General features: G+C 42.8%; 15 protein-coding genes and 1 other annotated feature. Of the genes, 3 read left to right on the top strand and 12 right to left on the bottom strand.

Annotated elements, in window-relative coordinates:
• Positions 1-8: 8 nt before the first annotated feature.
• The 5 genes from EV207_RS01010 to EV207_RS00990 all read right to left on the bottom strand — a co-directional run bounded on the left by EV207_RS01010 (position 9) and on the right by EV207_RS00990 (position 5516).
• Entirely contained in the window at positions 9-1046 is a 1038-nt protein-coding gene (locus EV207_RS01010; protein WP_132742732.1) for a rod shape-determining protein, read from the bottom strand.
• A gap of 72 nt (positions 1047-1118) precedes the next feature.
• The gene (gene radC / locus EV207_RS01005) at positions 1119-1790 is read right to left on the bottom strand and encodes a RadC family protein (protein ID WP_424511331.1); all 672 of its coding nucleotides are present in this window, start codon (positions 1788-1790) and stop codon (positions 1119-1121) included.
• Between the two features lie 577 nt (positions 1791-2367).
• Positions 2368-3393 (bottom strand): ABC transporter permease, encoded by a 1026-nt coding sequence (locus EV207_RS01000; RefSeq protein WP_165886797.1) that lies wholly within the window; start codon positions 3391-3393, stop codon positions 2368-2370.
• On the bottom strand, positions 3393-4256 hold the full coding sequence (locus EV207_RS00995) for an ABC transporter permease subunit (protein WP_132742730.1): 864 nt from the start codon (positions 4254-4256) through the stop codon (positions 3393-3395). The genes EV207_RS01000 and EV207_RS00995 overlap by 1 nt, the downstream gene beginning before the upstream one ends.
• A 174-nt stretch (positions 4257-4430) precedes the next feature.
• Entirely contained in the window at positions 4431-5516 is a 1086-nt protein-coding gene (locus tag EV207_RS00990; RefSeq protein ID WP_132742729.1) for an SPOR domain-containing protein, read from the bottom strand.
• Positions 5517-5772: 256 nt separating this feature from the next.
• On the opposite strand from EV207_RS00990, the gene EV207_RS00985 reads away from it, so the two are divergent.
• Positions 5773-6108 (top strand): hypothetical protein, encoded by a 336-nt coding sequence (locus tag EV207_RS00985; RefSeq protein ID WP_132742728.1) that lies wholly within the window; start codon positions 5773-5775, stop codon positions 6106-6108.
• A gap of 59 nt (positions 6109-6167) precedes the next feature.
• Here EV207_RS00985 and EV207_RS00980 read toward each other — a convergent pair whose 3' ends face one another.
• The gene (locus EV207_RS00980; RefSeq protein WP_243646902.1) at positions 6168-6935 is read right to left on the bottom strand and encodes a prepilin peptidase; all 768 of its coding nucleotides are present in this window, start codon (positions 6933-6935) and stop codon (positions 6168-6170) included.
• Between the two features lie 189 nt (positions 6936-7124).
• Between EV207_RS00980 and EV207_RS00975 the strand changes: the two genes are divergently transcribed.
• Complete coding sequence (locus EV207_RS00975) at positions 7125-7544, top strand: organic hydroperoxide resistance protein (protein ID WP_132742727.1); 420 nt, start codon at positions 7125-7127, stop codon at positions 7542-7544.
• Positions 7545-7566: 22 nt separating this feature from the next.
• On the opposite strand, the gene EV207_RS00970 is transcribed toward EV207_RS00975, so the two are convergent.
• Positions 7567-8883 carry a bifunctional folylpolyglutamate synthase/dihydrofolate synthase gene (locus EV207_RS00970; RefSeq protein ID WP_341539789.1) on the bottom strand — a complete coding sequence of 439 codons (1317 nt, stop codon included), beginning with the start codon at positions 8881-8883 and terminating at the stop codon, positions 7567-7569.
• Positions 8884-8936: 53 nt separating this feature from the next.
• Entirely contained in the window at positions 8937-11576 is a 2640-nt protein-coding gene (locus EV207_RS00965) for a valine--tRNA ligase (RefSeq protein ID WP_132742726.1), read from the bottom strand.
• A 52-nt stretch (positions 11577-11628) separates the two neighbouring features.
• Positions 11629-11869: a binding site (T-box leader), on the bottom strand.
• A 151-nt stretch (positions 11870-12020) separates the two neighbouring features.
• Here EV207_RS00965 and EV207_RS00960 point away from each other — a divergent pair.
• On the top strand, positions 12021-12203 hold the full coding sequence (locus tag EV207_RS00960) for a hypothetical protein (protein WP_132742725.1): 183 nt from the start codon (positions 12021-12023) through the stop codon (positions 12201-12203).
• Here the strand turns inward: EV207_RS00960 and EV207_RS00955 are convergent.
• From EV207_RS00955 to hemB, 4 genes are all read right to left on the bottom strand, one after another.
• Positions 12198-12893 (bottom strand): hypothetical protein, encoded by a 696-nt coding sequence (locus tag EV207_RS00955; RefSeq protein ID WP_132742724.1) that lies wholly within the window; start codon positions 12891-12893, stop codon positions 12198-12200. The two genes, EV207_RS00960 and EV207_RS00955, sit on opposite strands and share 6 nt — an antisense overlap.
• 33 nt (positions 12894-12926) lie before the next feature.
• Positions 12927-14171, bottom strand: coding sequence for a LysM peptidoglycan-binding domain-containing protein (locus EV207_RS00950; protein WP_132742723.1), 1245 nt, complete (start codon positions 14169-14171; stop codon positions 12927-12929).
• A 163-nt stretch (positions 14172-14334) separates the two neighbouring features.
• A complete protein-coding gene (hemL, locus tag EV207_RS00945; protein ID WP_132742722.1) occupies positions 14335-15621 on the bottom strand; it encodes a glutamate-1-semialdehyde 2,1-aminomutase in 1287 nt (428 codons plus the stop codon).
• Between the two features lie 25 nt (positions 15622-15646).
• Positions 15647-16624, bottom strand: coding sequence for a porphobilinogen synthase (hemB, locus tag EV207_RS00940; RefSeq protein WP_132742721.1), 978 nt, complete (start codon positions 16622-16624; stop codon positions 15647-15649).
• Position 16625: the final 1 nt, after the last annotated feature.

Genomic DNA, 16625 nt, shown 5'->3' with positions numbered 1-16625 from the left:
ATTTGACGTTACTTTGAACGAGATCTCGATGTAATTCCTGCTTTAGACTTAAAAAGGTGTAAATTTTCAAGCGCACGGCCAGTTCCGATTGCAACACAATCCATTGGATTTTCTGCAACAATAACCGGCATTTTCGTCTCTTCACTAATGACATGATCTAAATTGCGCAAGAGTGCGCCGCCGCCTGTTAACACAATGCCGCGATCCATAATGTCCGCCGCTAATTCAGGCGGGGTCTTTTCTAATGTTACTTTCACAGCTTCAATGATTTGATTAACCGTATCGCCGAGGGCACTCGAAATTTCCTCAGCGGTGACATCAATGGTTTTTGGCAAACCAGTTAGCAAATCACGGCCGCGTATTTCCATGCTGTCAAATTCCTCAGGCTTGCCTGCGGATCCGATCTGAAGCTTCAGGGCTTCCGCCGTGCGTTCACCAATCATCAAATTATACGTCTTTTTGACATATTGAATGATGGCTTCATCAATATCATCACCGGCGATGCGGATCGACTGGCTTGTCACAATTCCGCCGAGTGAGATAATAGCGACTTCGGTTGTTCCGCCGCCAATATCAACAACCATGCTGCCTGTCGGTTCCCAAACAGGCAAATCGGCACCGATGGCTGCGGCAAACGGTTCCTCAATCGTATAGGCTTCCTTAGCGCCTGCTTGCTTAGTGGCATCTTCTACCGCACGCTTTTCAACAGCGGTAATACCCGATGGCACACAAACCATGACATTTGGTTTGCGTGAAAAAACAGAACGTGTTTTTTGTGCCTCCTGGATGAAATACTTCATCATTGTAGCCGTTGTTTCAAAATCGGCGATGACACCATTTTTCATAGGCCGAACAGCAACAATATTGCCCGGTGTTCTGCCTATCATATTCTTTGCTGAATTACCTACAGCTTCAATTGTGTCAGTGTCCGTGCGCAAAGCAACAACGGAAGGTTCTCTGACAACAACACCTTTACCTTTGACGTAGACGAGCGTATTCGCCGTTCCAAGGTCGATTCCCATATCTCTAGAAAATCCGCCAAACATCTATGTAATCTCCCTTCATGATGCAAAACTCATAAATTTTATTATATCTTAAAGCTTAGCAAAAAAATAGTGTTAAACAATACCTTTTTCTTTCAAACTAACAAAACTTTGGTCACCTATAATAATATGGTCAAGAACGTCAATGCCAAGCATTTTTCCGCATTCGACTAATCGCTTGGTTACCTCAATATCCTCGCGGCTCGGCGCTGGATCTCCGCTCGGGTGATTATGAAAACAAATGATTGAGGCCGCCGAGCGCCGGAAGGCTTCCTTAAAGACTTCACGCGGATGGACGATGGATGCGTTCAGGCTTCCTATAAACACAGTTTGTTGATGCAGCACTTGATTTTTTGTATTTAAATACAAACAAACAAAATGCTCCTGTGTCAAAAACCGCAAGTCTTCCATCACGTAATTTGCACCATCTTCCGGAGAACGAATGACGTGGCGATCACCATATTTCATTTGATTGATTCGTCTGCCGAATTCGAGGGATGCCATAATTTGAACCGCCTTAGTCATGCCAATTCCCTTTACCTTCTTCAGTTCTTCAACACTTGCGTCTTTCAAAAGCCTAAGTCCTTCAAAGTCATGAAGCAGGCGTTGGGAAAGCTGAAGGACTGATTCTTGTTGGCTTCCGGTTCGGAGGACAATAGCAAGCAGCTCTTGGTTGGATAAAACATGTGCACCTTCTCTAATTAATCGTTCTCTGGGCCGGTCTTCCTTTGGTACATCACGGATCATTAACACATCACTCAAAACATTCATTCCTCCTCTAATTTTTTTCCGTGACTGACAATGATGATGACACAGCCTTGTACCTCAAACCAACGATAGGCGTAATGACATATCATCCATCCGAATATGATTCAGACCACTTTAAGCACATACCTCGGCTAGGCTGCAGCAGGAGAACATGTATGATCAGTGCACAATGAAAAAATAGGAGGAAATGCATCAGGATGGTTAAATCGAGGATTTCAGCAGGTCAAACGAGGCCATTTTGACTGGTATAACTTCAATTTAGCATAACCCAAGTGACCTGTCATCAAAAAAATCCCATCCATAATGTCCCAATCCGAACAACTTGACATAGTAACCTAATACAATTTATTCGACAAATCTAACGGGTTTATGACAGGTCTCAAGCAAAAAGGTTGAATTTCTAAAATTTAAATGACAAAACGGCGACCTAACACAATGCAAGCTTCTACTCATTTTATATAGGACTCAGATTCCGCTATTTGTACGAAAAGAGTCACTTTTTCGATGTTATAGGACTTAATAAACAAGGAGCTTAAACTTTGCTCCCCGCTGCAGTTTAAGCTCCCTTATTAATAAAAGTAAAACCTTCTTTTGACACAACCTTTTGAGGGATTTTAGCCGTCTTCTTTCTTCGTTCCTTCTTGATTTGTATCCCGTTTGGCAGTGAGGCTCTGATCCCTTCAAGCATAAAGTTTAATGCGAGAATGAGGAAAGCAAAGGCAAACAATGGCACGAGAACGATCCACGGTGAGATAAAGATATATTTGAAGCTATTGCCGATTAATCCCGACCATTCGCCGCTTATCGAAATAAACTTAGGTGGTGAATCACCTATCGCACTTCGTATGACTTGTGTTCCGCCAAACAATAAATGGAACAGGCCCAAATGGACCAATAATATTAAGGTTTGAATCATTTGCTCAAAAAAACTGATAATTAGTTTGGGCCAAAGTAAAGGTAAAATATGTTTTTTCGTAATATAAAGCCGATTTCCCCCTAATAGCTTCGCTGAGGTAATAAACTCATTTTTATTAATTTGATTAGTTTCAGCGGCAAAGTACACAGAAAGTGTTGGCATCGCGATCACCGCCAAGATAATAAATTCAAATATGATCCGCGCAGTGAAGCTGTATGTGAAATTCATCTCTAAGCCATGGCTGAACAGGACATTGATCAATAGCAGATATGCTGCAAGCGATATGGGAACATAATGAAAGGCATCGATTATTCCTGAAACATATTTATTAAGTCGCATCAGAAAATTGCTGTAAAACAAACCTATAATTAATGACAAGAAAACTCTTAGTCCCGCAACAACAAAGGCAATGGTGATTGTATACTTTGCGCCTTGGATCAACTCCACAAAAAGATTATTTCCAGAGCTGTCCGTTCCAAGAGGGGGAATGACAGATGGAGGAAAGGCCGGCATGCCGACGAACTCACCATTGTGATCATATAGCATCGTCTTTTTTGGAACATAGCCATCAAAAAAGACAGCATGACAGATGCTTGCAATCAGTAAAATGGTGATGAAAGTAAAACCGATTAAAAACAATGGGTGCTTGAATAACTTTTTTATCATTAGAAGTCCACCTTCTGTCTCGTGAACCATTCAATGAGCAGCTCCCCGATTGAGAAGATAAGGAAGATAGGCAGAAAAAGCATGAACAAACCCATTGTAAAAAACAGCGCTTCTGTGTTATCCATCAGAAAGTTAAGTATGCCCTCGATGTTAAATAGGAATTCAACAACCAATAAGTTAGACAGCATGAACCACAAACTAAGTTTGGAATGAGAAAAAATGCTGATTAGTGCGTTTCGGGAAATATGTACGATAAGAATTTTGTGCCTTTGAAGCCCTTTACTTTGCGCCAACTCAACATAAGGCTTCGTCGCTTCATTTTCAGCATCGAGAACCATCATCCGGTAAAAGAGTACGATGGGCAGCAGCGTTAAAGCGATGATTGGAAGCCCGATCGCGTTTTCCTCACCGAAGCTGGCAATATTGAAGAATAGGACCCCTGTTTTTTGATAAATCCAAATAACAGTCAACTGGAAAATGCCAATGACCAGAACATCCGGCATTGACTCCAAAACAAAGAGGACAAACTTTATGCTCCTCCTTATTTTATTGGGAAGCAACATAGTCAAATACGTCAATATAAGACTTATTGCCAAGGCAATAATGAAAGATGGCAACAGAAGCAGCATGCTCGTCTTCCAGCCTTCATATAAAGCGGGCAAAAGCGGCCGTTCCGTTCCGACTAAATTGTAAGTGAGTGAAAAAGGATGGAACAAGTCTTTTAAAACCTGAACAATCGACTGAAAATAAACAGGAAAATCCGGTGTCATGCCATCGAACAATGAAGGAACCGAGCCGATCAGCAAGAGGCCAATACATATTAACACAAACTTCAGTGATAACCGAGTCACACTTTGAACCAAACAAACTCCCCCTTTTTATGTCTGCTCTATCTATATATTTAAGCATAACCAATTTTTAGATAATTTTAAATAGAATATAAAAAATAGCCACTTCATCTTTAACTAGAAATGACCTTTAATGTTGTAAATTTATTGGTTTTATTTTCCCAATCAAAAAAAAGAGCAATCCATCGATCACTCTTTTCCTCCCACCAAGTCTTTATATAGTTTAACAGCATCCATCAGGTTTTGCTCCAATGCCGAGACTTTCTCCTTTGTCGCCTTGTTTTCCAGTTTGTTTGCTGCCATGGTCGCGTCTGACAATGTGCTGTGGAAATCCCGTACCTTGGCTCTTTCCTTTTTGGATAACCCGCTCATTTTGTTGTCATCGATCATGTCCCAGCCGACTTTTATTTTATTGATGTCCTTCAACCGGCTGTTTTTTGGATGATCACCTGAAACCATCACTTTATTATTTAAGGTTAAAAGTTTCCCGAGCAATTCTTTGCCCTGATAGAAAAATTGATTTAAGGGCGCTTCTTTTGCCCAAGACTTTGTTGACTGTATATCCCATGTCTTTGCATAGACATCGATACCCTGATTTTTGAAGTATTCTTTCAATCCGTCGACTTGATCCGCATCACTTGCCAAACCGGCAAAAACATAGAAGTTATCATTCTTTGTTGTTAATGACGCTAGCCCTTTATCTTCTAGTTTGTTGGCCAGTTCCTTAGCTTGATCTTGCTTTGAAAACGCCCCAGCCTGGATCACATTGAGGTCAAGCTCGAGATTTTTTGCCGCCTCTTCGGATGGCTTTGATGTTGTGTTTTCCGATTTCACCGCACTGTTTGCCTGGATTTTAGATGTTGTTTGTGCTTTGTCATCCCCTGAAAATAACAGGAGGATCGTAAAGCCGAGTCCAAGCCCGACAATGACAGCGGAAAGGAGTGGAATCCAAATATTTTTTAAGATAATAATGAGCTGGGGGCTTGACTCCCTGTTGTTTTTACTTGCAACCGTCCGTTTTTTCTTCTTTTTCTTTTTCTTTTTTCCTTTGGGAAAGTATATGGGATCGTGCCCGGCGGCATGCTGCATGTCATCTTCTTCAACGTCATGAATCGACTGCTTATCGGCCGTTTTTGGAAAAGTGTCACGCCAATTCAGCATCTTATCTTTATCAACAGCTGCTACCTTCGATTGATCTTTCTTTTCTTCAAGCTTCCGTTCTTCCCCATTGAAGCTGACTTTCATATGATTGTTACTATGATGTTTCTCAGTCACCGTTCGGGTCCCCCTTTCTAATGGTGTCTATTAATCCGAAGAATATCATAAGAACACAGAAAAAGGACAAGACTTTTGTCGTCTCGCCCCCAATTCTTTTCGTCAATTTTTTTAAATTCATCTCTGAACATAACGCAAAAGTTTTTAGATACAACACTATCATATGCCCAAGATACCATGCACATTAACTAGGCAGGGAACATAAATAATTTAAATGAATATTTTAATAAGGACAATAAATATAGGGGGAATGTTCATGGCAAATGTTAAATATATCCCGCTCCACGATATGAATGAATTAAAAAAACATCTTAATAAACCTATAAAATTGAGTACGGTTGACGGGAAACTTTTTGATGGCATTCTTGGCCATGTTGACGGGCAAAACATTCATATCGTTGTTCCAATAAATATTGGCAGCAATCATGTCGGTAACATAGGGACTGATCATGTTGGTGATATTTATGAAACTAGGCCTTACGGAACCCCATATGCAGGAGGGTATAGTGCCAGGGGCAACAGTACCGGTTATTATTATGGAAATTTAACGCTGCCGCTTGCATCACTTGCGGGTCTTTCTACATTATATTAAGAGATAAAATTGATATTTCGCTGGGGTCCGAGGTCTATAACAGGATCCCTCTCACGTCCTTAACCAAGAAAGGAAATATACCATTCAAGAAAATGCTCACCAAAGAAATAACAAATGACACTTCCTGCGAAAATGAAGGGGCCAAAGGGGATGGCCTGCTTGCTTCTAAAGCGTCCAGAGGCGAGCCCAACCAGGCTGAACATTGTCCCGCAAATAACCGCGAAGAAGAAAATGAGTAAAACCTGCTGCCAGCCTGTTAAAATACCAATGACAGCAAAGAGCTTAATATCCCCACCGCCAATATTCCCCCTGCTAATAATGTAAATAAAGTTCAACAGCAAAAAACCTGCACAAAATCCCAAAATCGGCCCCCACCATGGCGTCATGGGTATGATGATGCGGTAAAAGATAAAAATCAAGAGAAAGACGAATAGGACCTTATCTGGAATCATCATGGCTTTAAGATCCGATACTGTAATGATGAGCAGCAATGAAAAAAGCAGCCAGCCTAAGTACATATAGGATAAGGAGTCAGCGGCTACAAAAACAACCGCAAATAGGAGCCCTGTTAAAAACTCTAGTATGGGATAAAGCGGGGAAATCTTAACGTTGCAGCTTTTACACTGACCTTTTAAAAGAAAATAAGAAAAAACCGGGACCATTTCCAAATAAGTCAACTTGCGGCCGCAGGAATAACAATAGGAGCCAGGGAAGATAACGGATTCGCCCTTCACAGACCGCAGACCGACAACATTATAAAATGAGCCTAAGACCAATCCCACGAGGAAAATCGACATATAGTTAATAATCATCAAACTAGCCGGCATATATACCCTCCTTTTTTCCTATTCCCATTTTTCAAAAAGTCCGACTAATTAACTATTAGATCTATCATACAAATTAATCTAGAAAATTTAAATACCTTTAGGGAAGTTTTTTTAGGTTTAACAATTTACAGCTCGAGGAATGATTCATATATAACGCATTAGCAAAATTTAGACTAGGAGTGATTGTTTGTGAAAACATTGTATACAGCAGTTTCCACTGCGCAAGGGGGCCGAGATGGCCACGTCGCATCCGATGATAGGGTTATTAATATGTCACTTGATACTCCTGAAGGTCTCGGGGGTAAGGGTGGAAGCGGGACAAACCCGGAACAATTGTTTTCCGCAGGCTATGCCGCTTGTTTTGACGGCGCATTAAACCTCATGGCAACCCAAAAGAAAATTGATGCCGGCCAAACAGAAGTGACAGCCAATGTGTCAATTGGAAAGCAATCAGATGGGCTCGGACTTGCCGTACAGCTTGATGTGCTCGTGCCCGGTGTCGATCAGGAGACAGCAGAAGGTTTAGTCGAAGCAGCACACCAATTTTGCCCCTATTCAAAAGCGACAAGAGGGAACATTGATGTGACTTTAAACACGAGGACAAAATAGCAATGGCAAAAGCCGTTATCTTTTATGATAACGGCTTTTCGCTTTTTAGAAGATATTGCCGGGCTTCTGATATAAAATACAGTGAACCCGTAATAAGAATCACGCCATCCTTTGATGTTTGAGCCCTCGCCTGATCAATCGCTTCCTTCCAATTTTCATTGGACTCCTTGTTTGTATGATCACATAGGCTATACAAATCATCAGGTAAAGCTGCCCTAGGGAAATCAAAAGTGGTAAACACCATTTTACTTGAAATCCCGGCAATGTTCCTGGTCATGGCATCATTATTTTTATCTGCAAGAGAAGCAAAAATTGTCGTGACATCCTTGCCTTTATAATACCTATTCATCGCACTGGCAAGAGCTTCGGACCCTTCAGGATTATGGGCCCCATCAAGCACAATTTTGGGTGTTTGTGACACCGCTTCAAACCGCCCTGGCCAAACGGTGTCCTCGAGACCTGCAAGAATATCAGCCTCGTCAACCCAGACAGCAAAATACATATTTAGGACATCAACAGCCATCAATGCGCAAGCCGCATTTCTTAATTGATGCGCACCTATAAGCCCGATTTTCAGATTATCATGGTGATGAAATACTGTATGACAATCGAATGCTTGAAAATCCTCAGAGAATTCTCCTGTATCAATCTTAATTTCTTTGCCGAACTCATAGAGCTTGGCCTGCTTTTCTTTTGCTTTTTGGCGAATGACCTCAAGCGCCGGAGCTTGCTCAACAGCGGTGATTACGGGAACACCCGATTTGATAATACCCGCTTTTTCAGAAGCAATACTTTGAATCGTATCCCCAAGCTGGGCCATATGGTCCATCCCAATGCTCGTTATGATCGAAACCAAAGGGGTGATGACATTCGTGGAATCGAGTCTCCCGCCCAAACCAACTTCATAGATGACGAGATCACAGCGTTTGATTTTTGCAAAGTAAACAAAGCTAAGCATGGTGACAACTTCAAATTCTGTTGGTGTCCCCATATCTGAGTCTTCAAGTTCTTTTACAAGAGGATAGACGATGTTTGCGGCTTTAATAAGGTCCTCATCACTTATCCACTCCCCGTTTACCGCAATCCGCTCGTTAAAATGCGTTAAGTAGGGTGATGTAAATGTGCCAATAGTGTATCCCGCTTTTTGATAGATGTGCTTTAGAAAGCTGACCGTCGACCCTTTTCCATTCGTTCCGGCGACATGGATCGTCCGTAATTTCCGTTCCGGGTGATCCAGCTGTTGAAGCATCCACTCCATCCGTGTTGTACCCGGCTTAATACCATGTGGAAGCAGATCATGGATCCAGGAAAGTGTTTCTTCGATTGTTGATAACATCATGCATTCCTCCAAAAGGGATGGCGGACTGGGTTGTCCGCCATCCGCTAAGCCATTTATGCGTTAAGTTCTTTTATCCTGACCTCGACCTTTTGCCGTTTGTCAAGGTAGTCTTTTTCCTTCGTTCTTTCCTCATCGACTACATGTGCCGGCGCTTTATTAACAAAACCGGGATTATTCAGCTTTTTCTGTACCCGCTCAACTTCAAACGTCAATTTCTCATGTTCCTTCTTAAGACGTTCAATTTCTTCATCAATGTTAATCAAGCCTTCAAGCGGCAAGTAGATTTCCGCCCCTGTAACAACAGAGGAAACGGACTTTTCCGGTACTTTGACAGCCGTGCCGATTTCTAAACTTTCCGGATGGCAAAATTTCTCCAAATAAGCTCGATTTTTCGATAAAATGTCCTGTTCTTTATCTGATGCCGCCATGATCCGGATGTCAATCGGTTTGCTTGGGGCAACATTCATTTCAGCCCTTATATTACGGATTGAACGGATGATATTCTGCAGCAGGGTCATTTCTTGAACAGCCGTGTCATGTTGATGCGATATTTTTACCTCTGGCCAATCAGCTAAAAGAATCGTTTCACCTTTATGCGGAATATGCTGCCAGATTTCCTCTGTGACAAAAGGCATTAAAGGATGGAGCAGTTTTAAGATTTTGTCTAAAACATAGGCTAAAACAGACTTCGTTGTCCGCTTCGCTTCTTCATCTTCTCCATAAAGGGGCAGCTTTGCCATTTCAATATACCAATCACAAAAATCATCCCATATAAAGGAATAAAGGTGTCTTCCAGCTTCACCGAAATCGTAGGCGTCGAAGAATCGCGTCACCTTTTCGATCGTGTCGTTCAATCGGGAAAGAATCCATTTATCACTCACCGACTTGTCACCTGACAAGTCGATATCATCAAAGGTGAAGTCTCCAAGGTTCATAATCGTAAAGCGTGAGGCATTCCAAATTTTATTGGCAAAGTTCCAGTTGGCCTCAACCTTTTCCCATTGGAACCTGAGGTCCTGACCAGGCGTCGTGCCCGTTGCCAACGTATATCTGAGAGCATCGGCACCGTATTGATCAATGACTTCCATCGGGTCAATGCCGTTCCCGAGTGACTTACTCATTTTACGTCCCTCAGCATCACGGACCAGCCCGTGGAACAGCACGTCAGCAAACGGTTTTTCACCAGTAAACTCGAGTGATTGGAAGATCATTCTGGCCACCCAGAAGAAAATGATGTCATAGCCGGTGATGACGACATTAGTCGGGAAATACCGCTTAAAGTCAGGATTTTCTTCATCAGGCCATCCTAAAGTTGAGAAAGGCCACAAAGCGGAACTGAACCAAGTATCCAGGACATCCTCATCTTGTGTCCAATGCTCTGGATTCTCAGGTTCTTCTATACCGACATAGACTTCTCCTGTCTCCTTATGATACCAAGCTGGAATGCGATGTCCCCACCACAGCTGTCTGGAAATACACCAGTCGCGGATGTTATCCATCCAATGAAGGTAGGTGTTGTTGAACCGTTCAGGGACAAAATTGACTTTCTCTTCTGTTGCCTGTTGCTTGACGGTTGCATCCGCCAGCGGCTCCATTTTAACAAACCACTGTGTTGATAAATAAGGTTCAACAACAGCCCCGCTTCGCTCCGAATGGCCGACAGAATGGGTGTGCTCTTCGATTTCTTTCAGAATACCATCCTTTTCAAGATCCTTTATGATTTGTTTGCGGCACTCGAAGCGATCAAGACCTTTATATTTGCCGGCATTGTCATTCATTGTTCCCGATTCGTCCATAACCAGGATTCGGGATAAATCGTGGCGATTGCCCAAATCAAAATCATTAGGATCATGTGCCGGCGTAATTTTAACAGCGCCCGACCCGAACGACATATCCACATAATCATCCGCGACAATCGGAATCTCACGGCCCACTATTGGCAAAATCGCCTTTTTCCCTACCATTTCTTTATAGCGGTCATCATCTGGATGGACCGCGATGCCGCTGTCACCAAGCATCGTCTCTGGACGCGTTGTGGCAATCTCAATTCTCCCTGAGCCATCAGCCAAAGGATAGCGTAAATGATAAAGCTTTCCTGGAACTTCTTTATAGATAACCTCAATATCCGATAAGGCGGTCTTTGTTGCAGGGTCCCAGTTAATGATATATTCCCCGCGGTAAATCAAGCCTTTTTTATACAACTTAACAAAAACTTCCTTTACCGCCTTTGACAACCCCTCATCCAGGGTAAACCGCTCGCGGGAATAATCGAGCGAGAGGCCAAGCTTTGCCCACTGTTTGCGAATAAATTCCGCATATTCCTTTTTCCATTCCCATGAGACGTCAAGGAATTTCTCGCGTCCTAAGTCATAACGTGATGTGCCTTGTTCTCTCAACTTTGCATCAACCTTTGCTTGGGTTGCAATCCCCGCATGGTCCATGCCAGGGAGATAGAGAGCATCATAGCCTTGCATCCGCTTAAAGCGCGTCAACAAATCCTGCATCGTTGTATCCCAAGCATGCCCCAAATGAAGCTTTCCGGTAACGTTTGGAGGCGGAATGACAATGGTATAAGGCTTCTTCTCTGGGGCATTGCCAGCTTTAAAATACCCCTTTTCCTTCCATATATCGTACCACTTTTCTTCAGTTTGGCCAGGGTTATACTTTGTGGCCATCTCCTTCGTATCTGTCATTTTATCTCCTCCTAAACCTTTATTTCATGGCAGTAAAAAAAGCCCTCTTGTCTCGAAGGACGAAGAAAGCTCCGCGGTACCACCCTTATTTGCATAGGCTTATAAAAAACCATGCACTCTCAAACTAAGATAACGGCTAAACCGGCTTTTTCTACTTAGACGGTCATGTCCGTTCAAAAAAGCTGCTCAAAGGGCGACTTCCACCTCTGTATTAGCTAAAGAGACCTTCCAGCCTTTCGGTCTCCCTCTCTGGTAGCACCAGATGATGTACTGCTCCCTATCAATGCATTTATTCACTTAATTTATTTCAGTATATATAAAACTATGGCAGATCGTCAACATTGGTTCATATTATTTATTGCCCATTATAAAAAAATATATCCCTTCACCAAATAGCTTGAAATTAATAACATAATATTAATAAGTAAAATAGGAGGAGATATTGTGTTCAATCGTCACCGGATGCCACCATGGTTAAGGCGATGCAGGGACGGATTGGAAATTATTATCCTGCCATTGTCCATTTTTCAATTAATGAGAACCCTTTTGCTGCCTACAACCTTTGATGTCATTTTGCTCGCATTGCTCGCCCTTTGTTATATTTCCTTTCTCAAAAGATGGTTATGAATCATCAGGATTGTCATCATCCCCGCCCGCGCTGTTTGCTTTACTTTGGAAAAAGCTTATGAGTGCTTGATGCTTTGCGAAGGCATCCGTCCATTTTTCTATGGCACCCAAATCATCTTTTTGATCTTCTTGGTACCGATGAAGGATATTATAAAGCTGCCTTGGACGGTATAAAAAACTGCCGAGCAGCACAAGTTCATGGGTTGTTAATGGAAAAGCCGACTCATAGTCGTCAAAAAAGCGCCGCCACTCTTGACTATCCAATGGCAAATCATAGCCTGTTTGCTGCATGACAAGAGCCAGCTCCCTAGATGGATGTGTTACTCCACCCCCGCGGGAGCCGCTATTGCCGTTTTGAAAAGTGTAAACAATTCGTTCCTCGTTTTTACTTTCAGATTTCCACCGGTCTAGATTGTTTTTTGCTTCTTGATAGTTATTCATAAGATGTGAAAGTGTTTCCAGAAAAAATTGTTCAAACGGCGAAGGATAGACCCGATGTTCAGCCTGCTCAGTAAATTGCTCAAAAAATTGCTGTTCTGAAATCAGTTCTTGTAAATAGTGTTGATACATTTGGTCGTGAAATGCGCTATCCCAAGGGGTATTCTGAACCGTTTGCCGATGAAATGCCCCCGTGTCCATATATAGCTGGTGATATCTTTGATGGATTTGGTTTCTCCCTTCCTGGTTCATAACTTTTAGTAGCCCCCTGAATTTTTGGCTATTTTAACTCTTCGATGTTACAGGAATGTAGAGGACTTGCCCTTCATCTATAACATCTGAATCAAGTTGATTTTTCCTTAGAATACTGGACACAGGAACTTTGTAGCGTTCAGAGATTGTTTCTAAAGAATCACCGCCCTGAACAATGCACATTTTCACTCTTGAAAACCGTTCATTTTCATTTGTTAACATACTGGTCAGATATAAGGCATTTTCTTCTCGCCTTCCAGGCTTTTTGGCACTATTTTCAGGTTCGTTTTCTAATTCAGCCTGATCTGCTCCGCTATCCGCCTTTTCCTCTAACTCGTGCTCATACATATCAGTCGTATCTGAGACTGGGACTGCAGGTGTTGGGATTGTCTGATATGGATGTTTGGTTTTCTCTTCCCTTGCTTCCTCAAATTCATTCAAGCTAACGTCATCATCCTCTTTTCTTTTCTTTAAATCAATATGCGGACCTTCTGCCGCTTCTTCTTCTTCCGGATCACGATAGGCTTCATATTGAAACTTATCCTGAAATGGAAATTGTGTAATATTATGACTTAATTGCCCGTCATCCTCATCGTATGGATCGTCCTCCACACTGTCATTCTCCCCAAATTGAACCGTTTCATCTTCATCACCATCATCGGCATCACTATATCTCATGTTAATCTCTGGTGAAATCTCGTCTTCATACGTATTTGTTCCACTATCTTCATGATCATCAATAGCCTCTGGGTAGGCGCTATCCGCGCTATCCTCTTCTTCTTCCTCTACAATTTCTTCATTTTCTTCATTGTATTCATCATAGCGCATTGTTTCATGCCCATACTCAATTTGTTCAGCTAGACCTGTAATAGCGATATCAGCCTCTAACTGGATGCAGCCTCTTTCGGGTAAACTGTAATCAAAAGATTCAACTGTGACAAAGATATTTTCAATGTCACTGATCCTGTTTGATGGAATGGTGATATCGACAGGAAAATGGTGGTCCATCAGGGCTGTTCCGACATCCGTTTCTGTGATATCATCCACCGTCCTTACCCCTGGAGCATGCGAATAATCGCTTGCCTCTGCTCCTTCTACAGGTTTATACTCCCCTGATAATTTTAGACCGCCTTTTATTGTGGCGTAATTCCGATTCTCCTCTATCGTGATGTCCGGTTCCAGAGCCATCGAAAGGATCTCCTCCGCGAGCTCTCCATCCTTTAACCAAATCGTTTCGTTGATTGAGAATTGCAAACTTCCGTTCGAAGATTGGGACACCTATCTCACCCTTTCAGTGTTTATCATTAAAGGTCTATGCTGCTAGTCTGCTTTTATGCCAATATATGAAGAAATCTATTAATAGTTATTTCTATGATCTGACATATAAAAAAAGAACTCCAGATCCGTTACGGCCTGAAGTTCCTTTTTCATATTGGTTATCCTATTTTGCCATTGACCTAAACGAATTTTCCGCCGATTTGATTGTAGCCTCAATATCATCCATCGTATGAGCAGTTGAAAGGAACAATCCTTCAAATTGGGATGGGGGAAGGGAAATCCCCTGTTCGAGCATCGCTTTAAAGTATTGTTTAAAGTAATCTAGGTTAGCACTCTTAGCTGTGTCATAATTAACAACATCTTGATCGGTAAAGAAAACCCCGATCATAGAGCCAGCTTGATTAACAGTTAAAGGAATGCTGTATTTTTCAGCCGCCTGAGTATAACCTTCAGCAAGGCGGTCGGCAATGTTCTTAAAAGCAGTGTAGTTATCCTGGCCTAATTGTGATAGTGTCATATAACCCGCAGCCATAGCGAGAGGATTGCCCGAAAGTGTTCCGGCTTGATAGATAGGTCCTTCAGGCGCGATTTGTTCCATAATTTCCCGCTTCCCGCCATAAGCACCAACTGGTAAACCGCCGCCGATGACTTTTCCGAGGCAGGTCAAATCAGGCGTGACATTGAAATAGCCTTGGGCACAGTTATAATCAACCCTGAAACCAGTCATAACCTCATCAAAGATCAATAGTGAGCCATGATCCTCAGTAACAGCCCTAAGTCCTTCAAGGAAACCAGGCTGAGGCGGCACCACGCCCATATTTCCAGCGACGGGTTCCACGATGACCGCTGCTATTTCTCCACCAAATTGTTCAAAAGCAAGCTTAATACTGTCAAGATCATTATATGGGACCGTAATCGTATTTTCAGCAACACCTTTAGTGACACCTGGGCTGTCGGGAAGGCCTAATGTTGCCACTCCTGATCCTGCTTTGATCAACAGTGAATCACCATGACCATGGTAACAGCCTTCAAATTTAATGATTTTATCACGGCCTGTATACCCGCGCGCAAGCCGTAAGGCGCTCATTGTTGCTTCCGTGCCTGAGTTTACCATTCTGACGACTTCTATGGACGGAACGCGGTCAATGACGAGCTCAGCAAGCTTAGTTTCAAGGACATGCGGACTGCCGAAGCTTGTCCCTTTTTCAGCTGTTTCCTTTAGAAAATCAATGACTTGATCATCAGCATGCCCTAGAATTAGCGGTCCCCATGAAAGTACATAATCAATGTATTCGTTGCCATCGATATCATAAATCTTTGAACCCTTACCCTTTTCCATATAGATAGGATTCATATCAACAGAACGAAACGCCCTGACTGGACTGTTCACCCCGCCTGGCATAAGACGCCTGGCTTCTTTAAATGCTTGAACTGAACGTTCATTATTCATCCCGTTTTGCCTCCTTTAAGTCTTATTATTGATTCAGCCACCTTGCAGCATCCTTAGCATGATAAGTCATTATTAGGTCTGCGCCAGCCCGTTTCATACTGATCAGTTTCTCAAGAACAACGGCTTTTTCGTCCAGCCATCCTTCTCTGCTTGCCGCCTTGACCATCGCGTATTCACCGCTGACGTTGTATGCAACAAGAGGCAAATTGAAGCGATCTTTGACTTCGCGCATCACGTCTAGATAAGAAAGGGCCGGTTTAACGATAAGAAAGTCCGCGCCTTCCACCACATCGGACTCCGCCTCCCTTAACGCTTCCAGACGATTAGCCGGATCCATTTGATATGTTTTCCGATCACCGAATTGTGGTGTGCTTTCGGCAGCATCGCGGAATGGCCCGTAGAATGCCGAAGCGTATTTTACCGCATAGGACATAATCGGAATATGTTGGTACCCTGCTTCATCTAATGCAGCGCGGATGGCTATCACAAAGCCGTCCATCATATTGGAAGGTGCAATGATATCAGCTCCGGCTTCCGCTTGGGATACGGCAGTCTTGGCAAGCAGAGAGAGGCTTGCATCATTATCTACATCACCGTCTTTGATCACACCGCAATGCCCATGATCCGTATACTCGCATAGGCACGTATCCGCTACGACCACCAACTCGGGAAAGCTTTCCTTGGTAAATCGAATCGCTTCTTGAACGATGCCATGCGGATGATAGGCGCCCGAGCCGACATCATCCTTTTCATTCGGAACGCCGAAAAACATGATAGATGGTATACGCAATGCCGTCACTTCGGCCAGCTCTTCACCAAGTCGATCCATCGAGAATTGGAAAACACCGGGCATTGAAGGGATTTCTTTCTTAATATTTTCTCCTTCAGCAACGAATAAAGGATAAATAAAATCATCTGCTTTAAGGGACGTTTCCCTTATCATATTTCTTATCGCAGCAGTTTGACGCAGTCTTCTATGACGATCGAAAGATAAAGGGTTCATT

It is taken from the genome of Scopulibacillus darangshiensis (assembly GCF_004341035.1).
GTDB lineage: Bacteria > Bacillota > Bacilli > Bacillales > Sporolactobacillaceae > Scopulibacillus > Scopulibacillus darangshiensis.
This window is presented reverse-complemented; position numbering and strand designations above follow the sequence as displayed.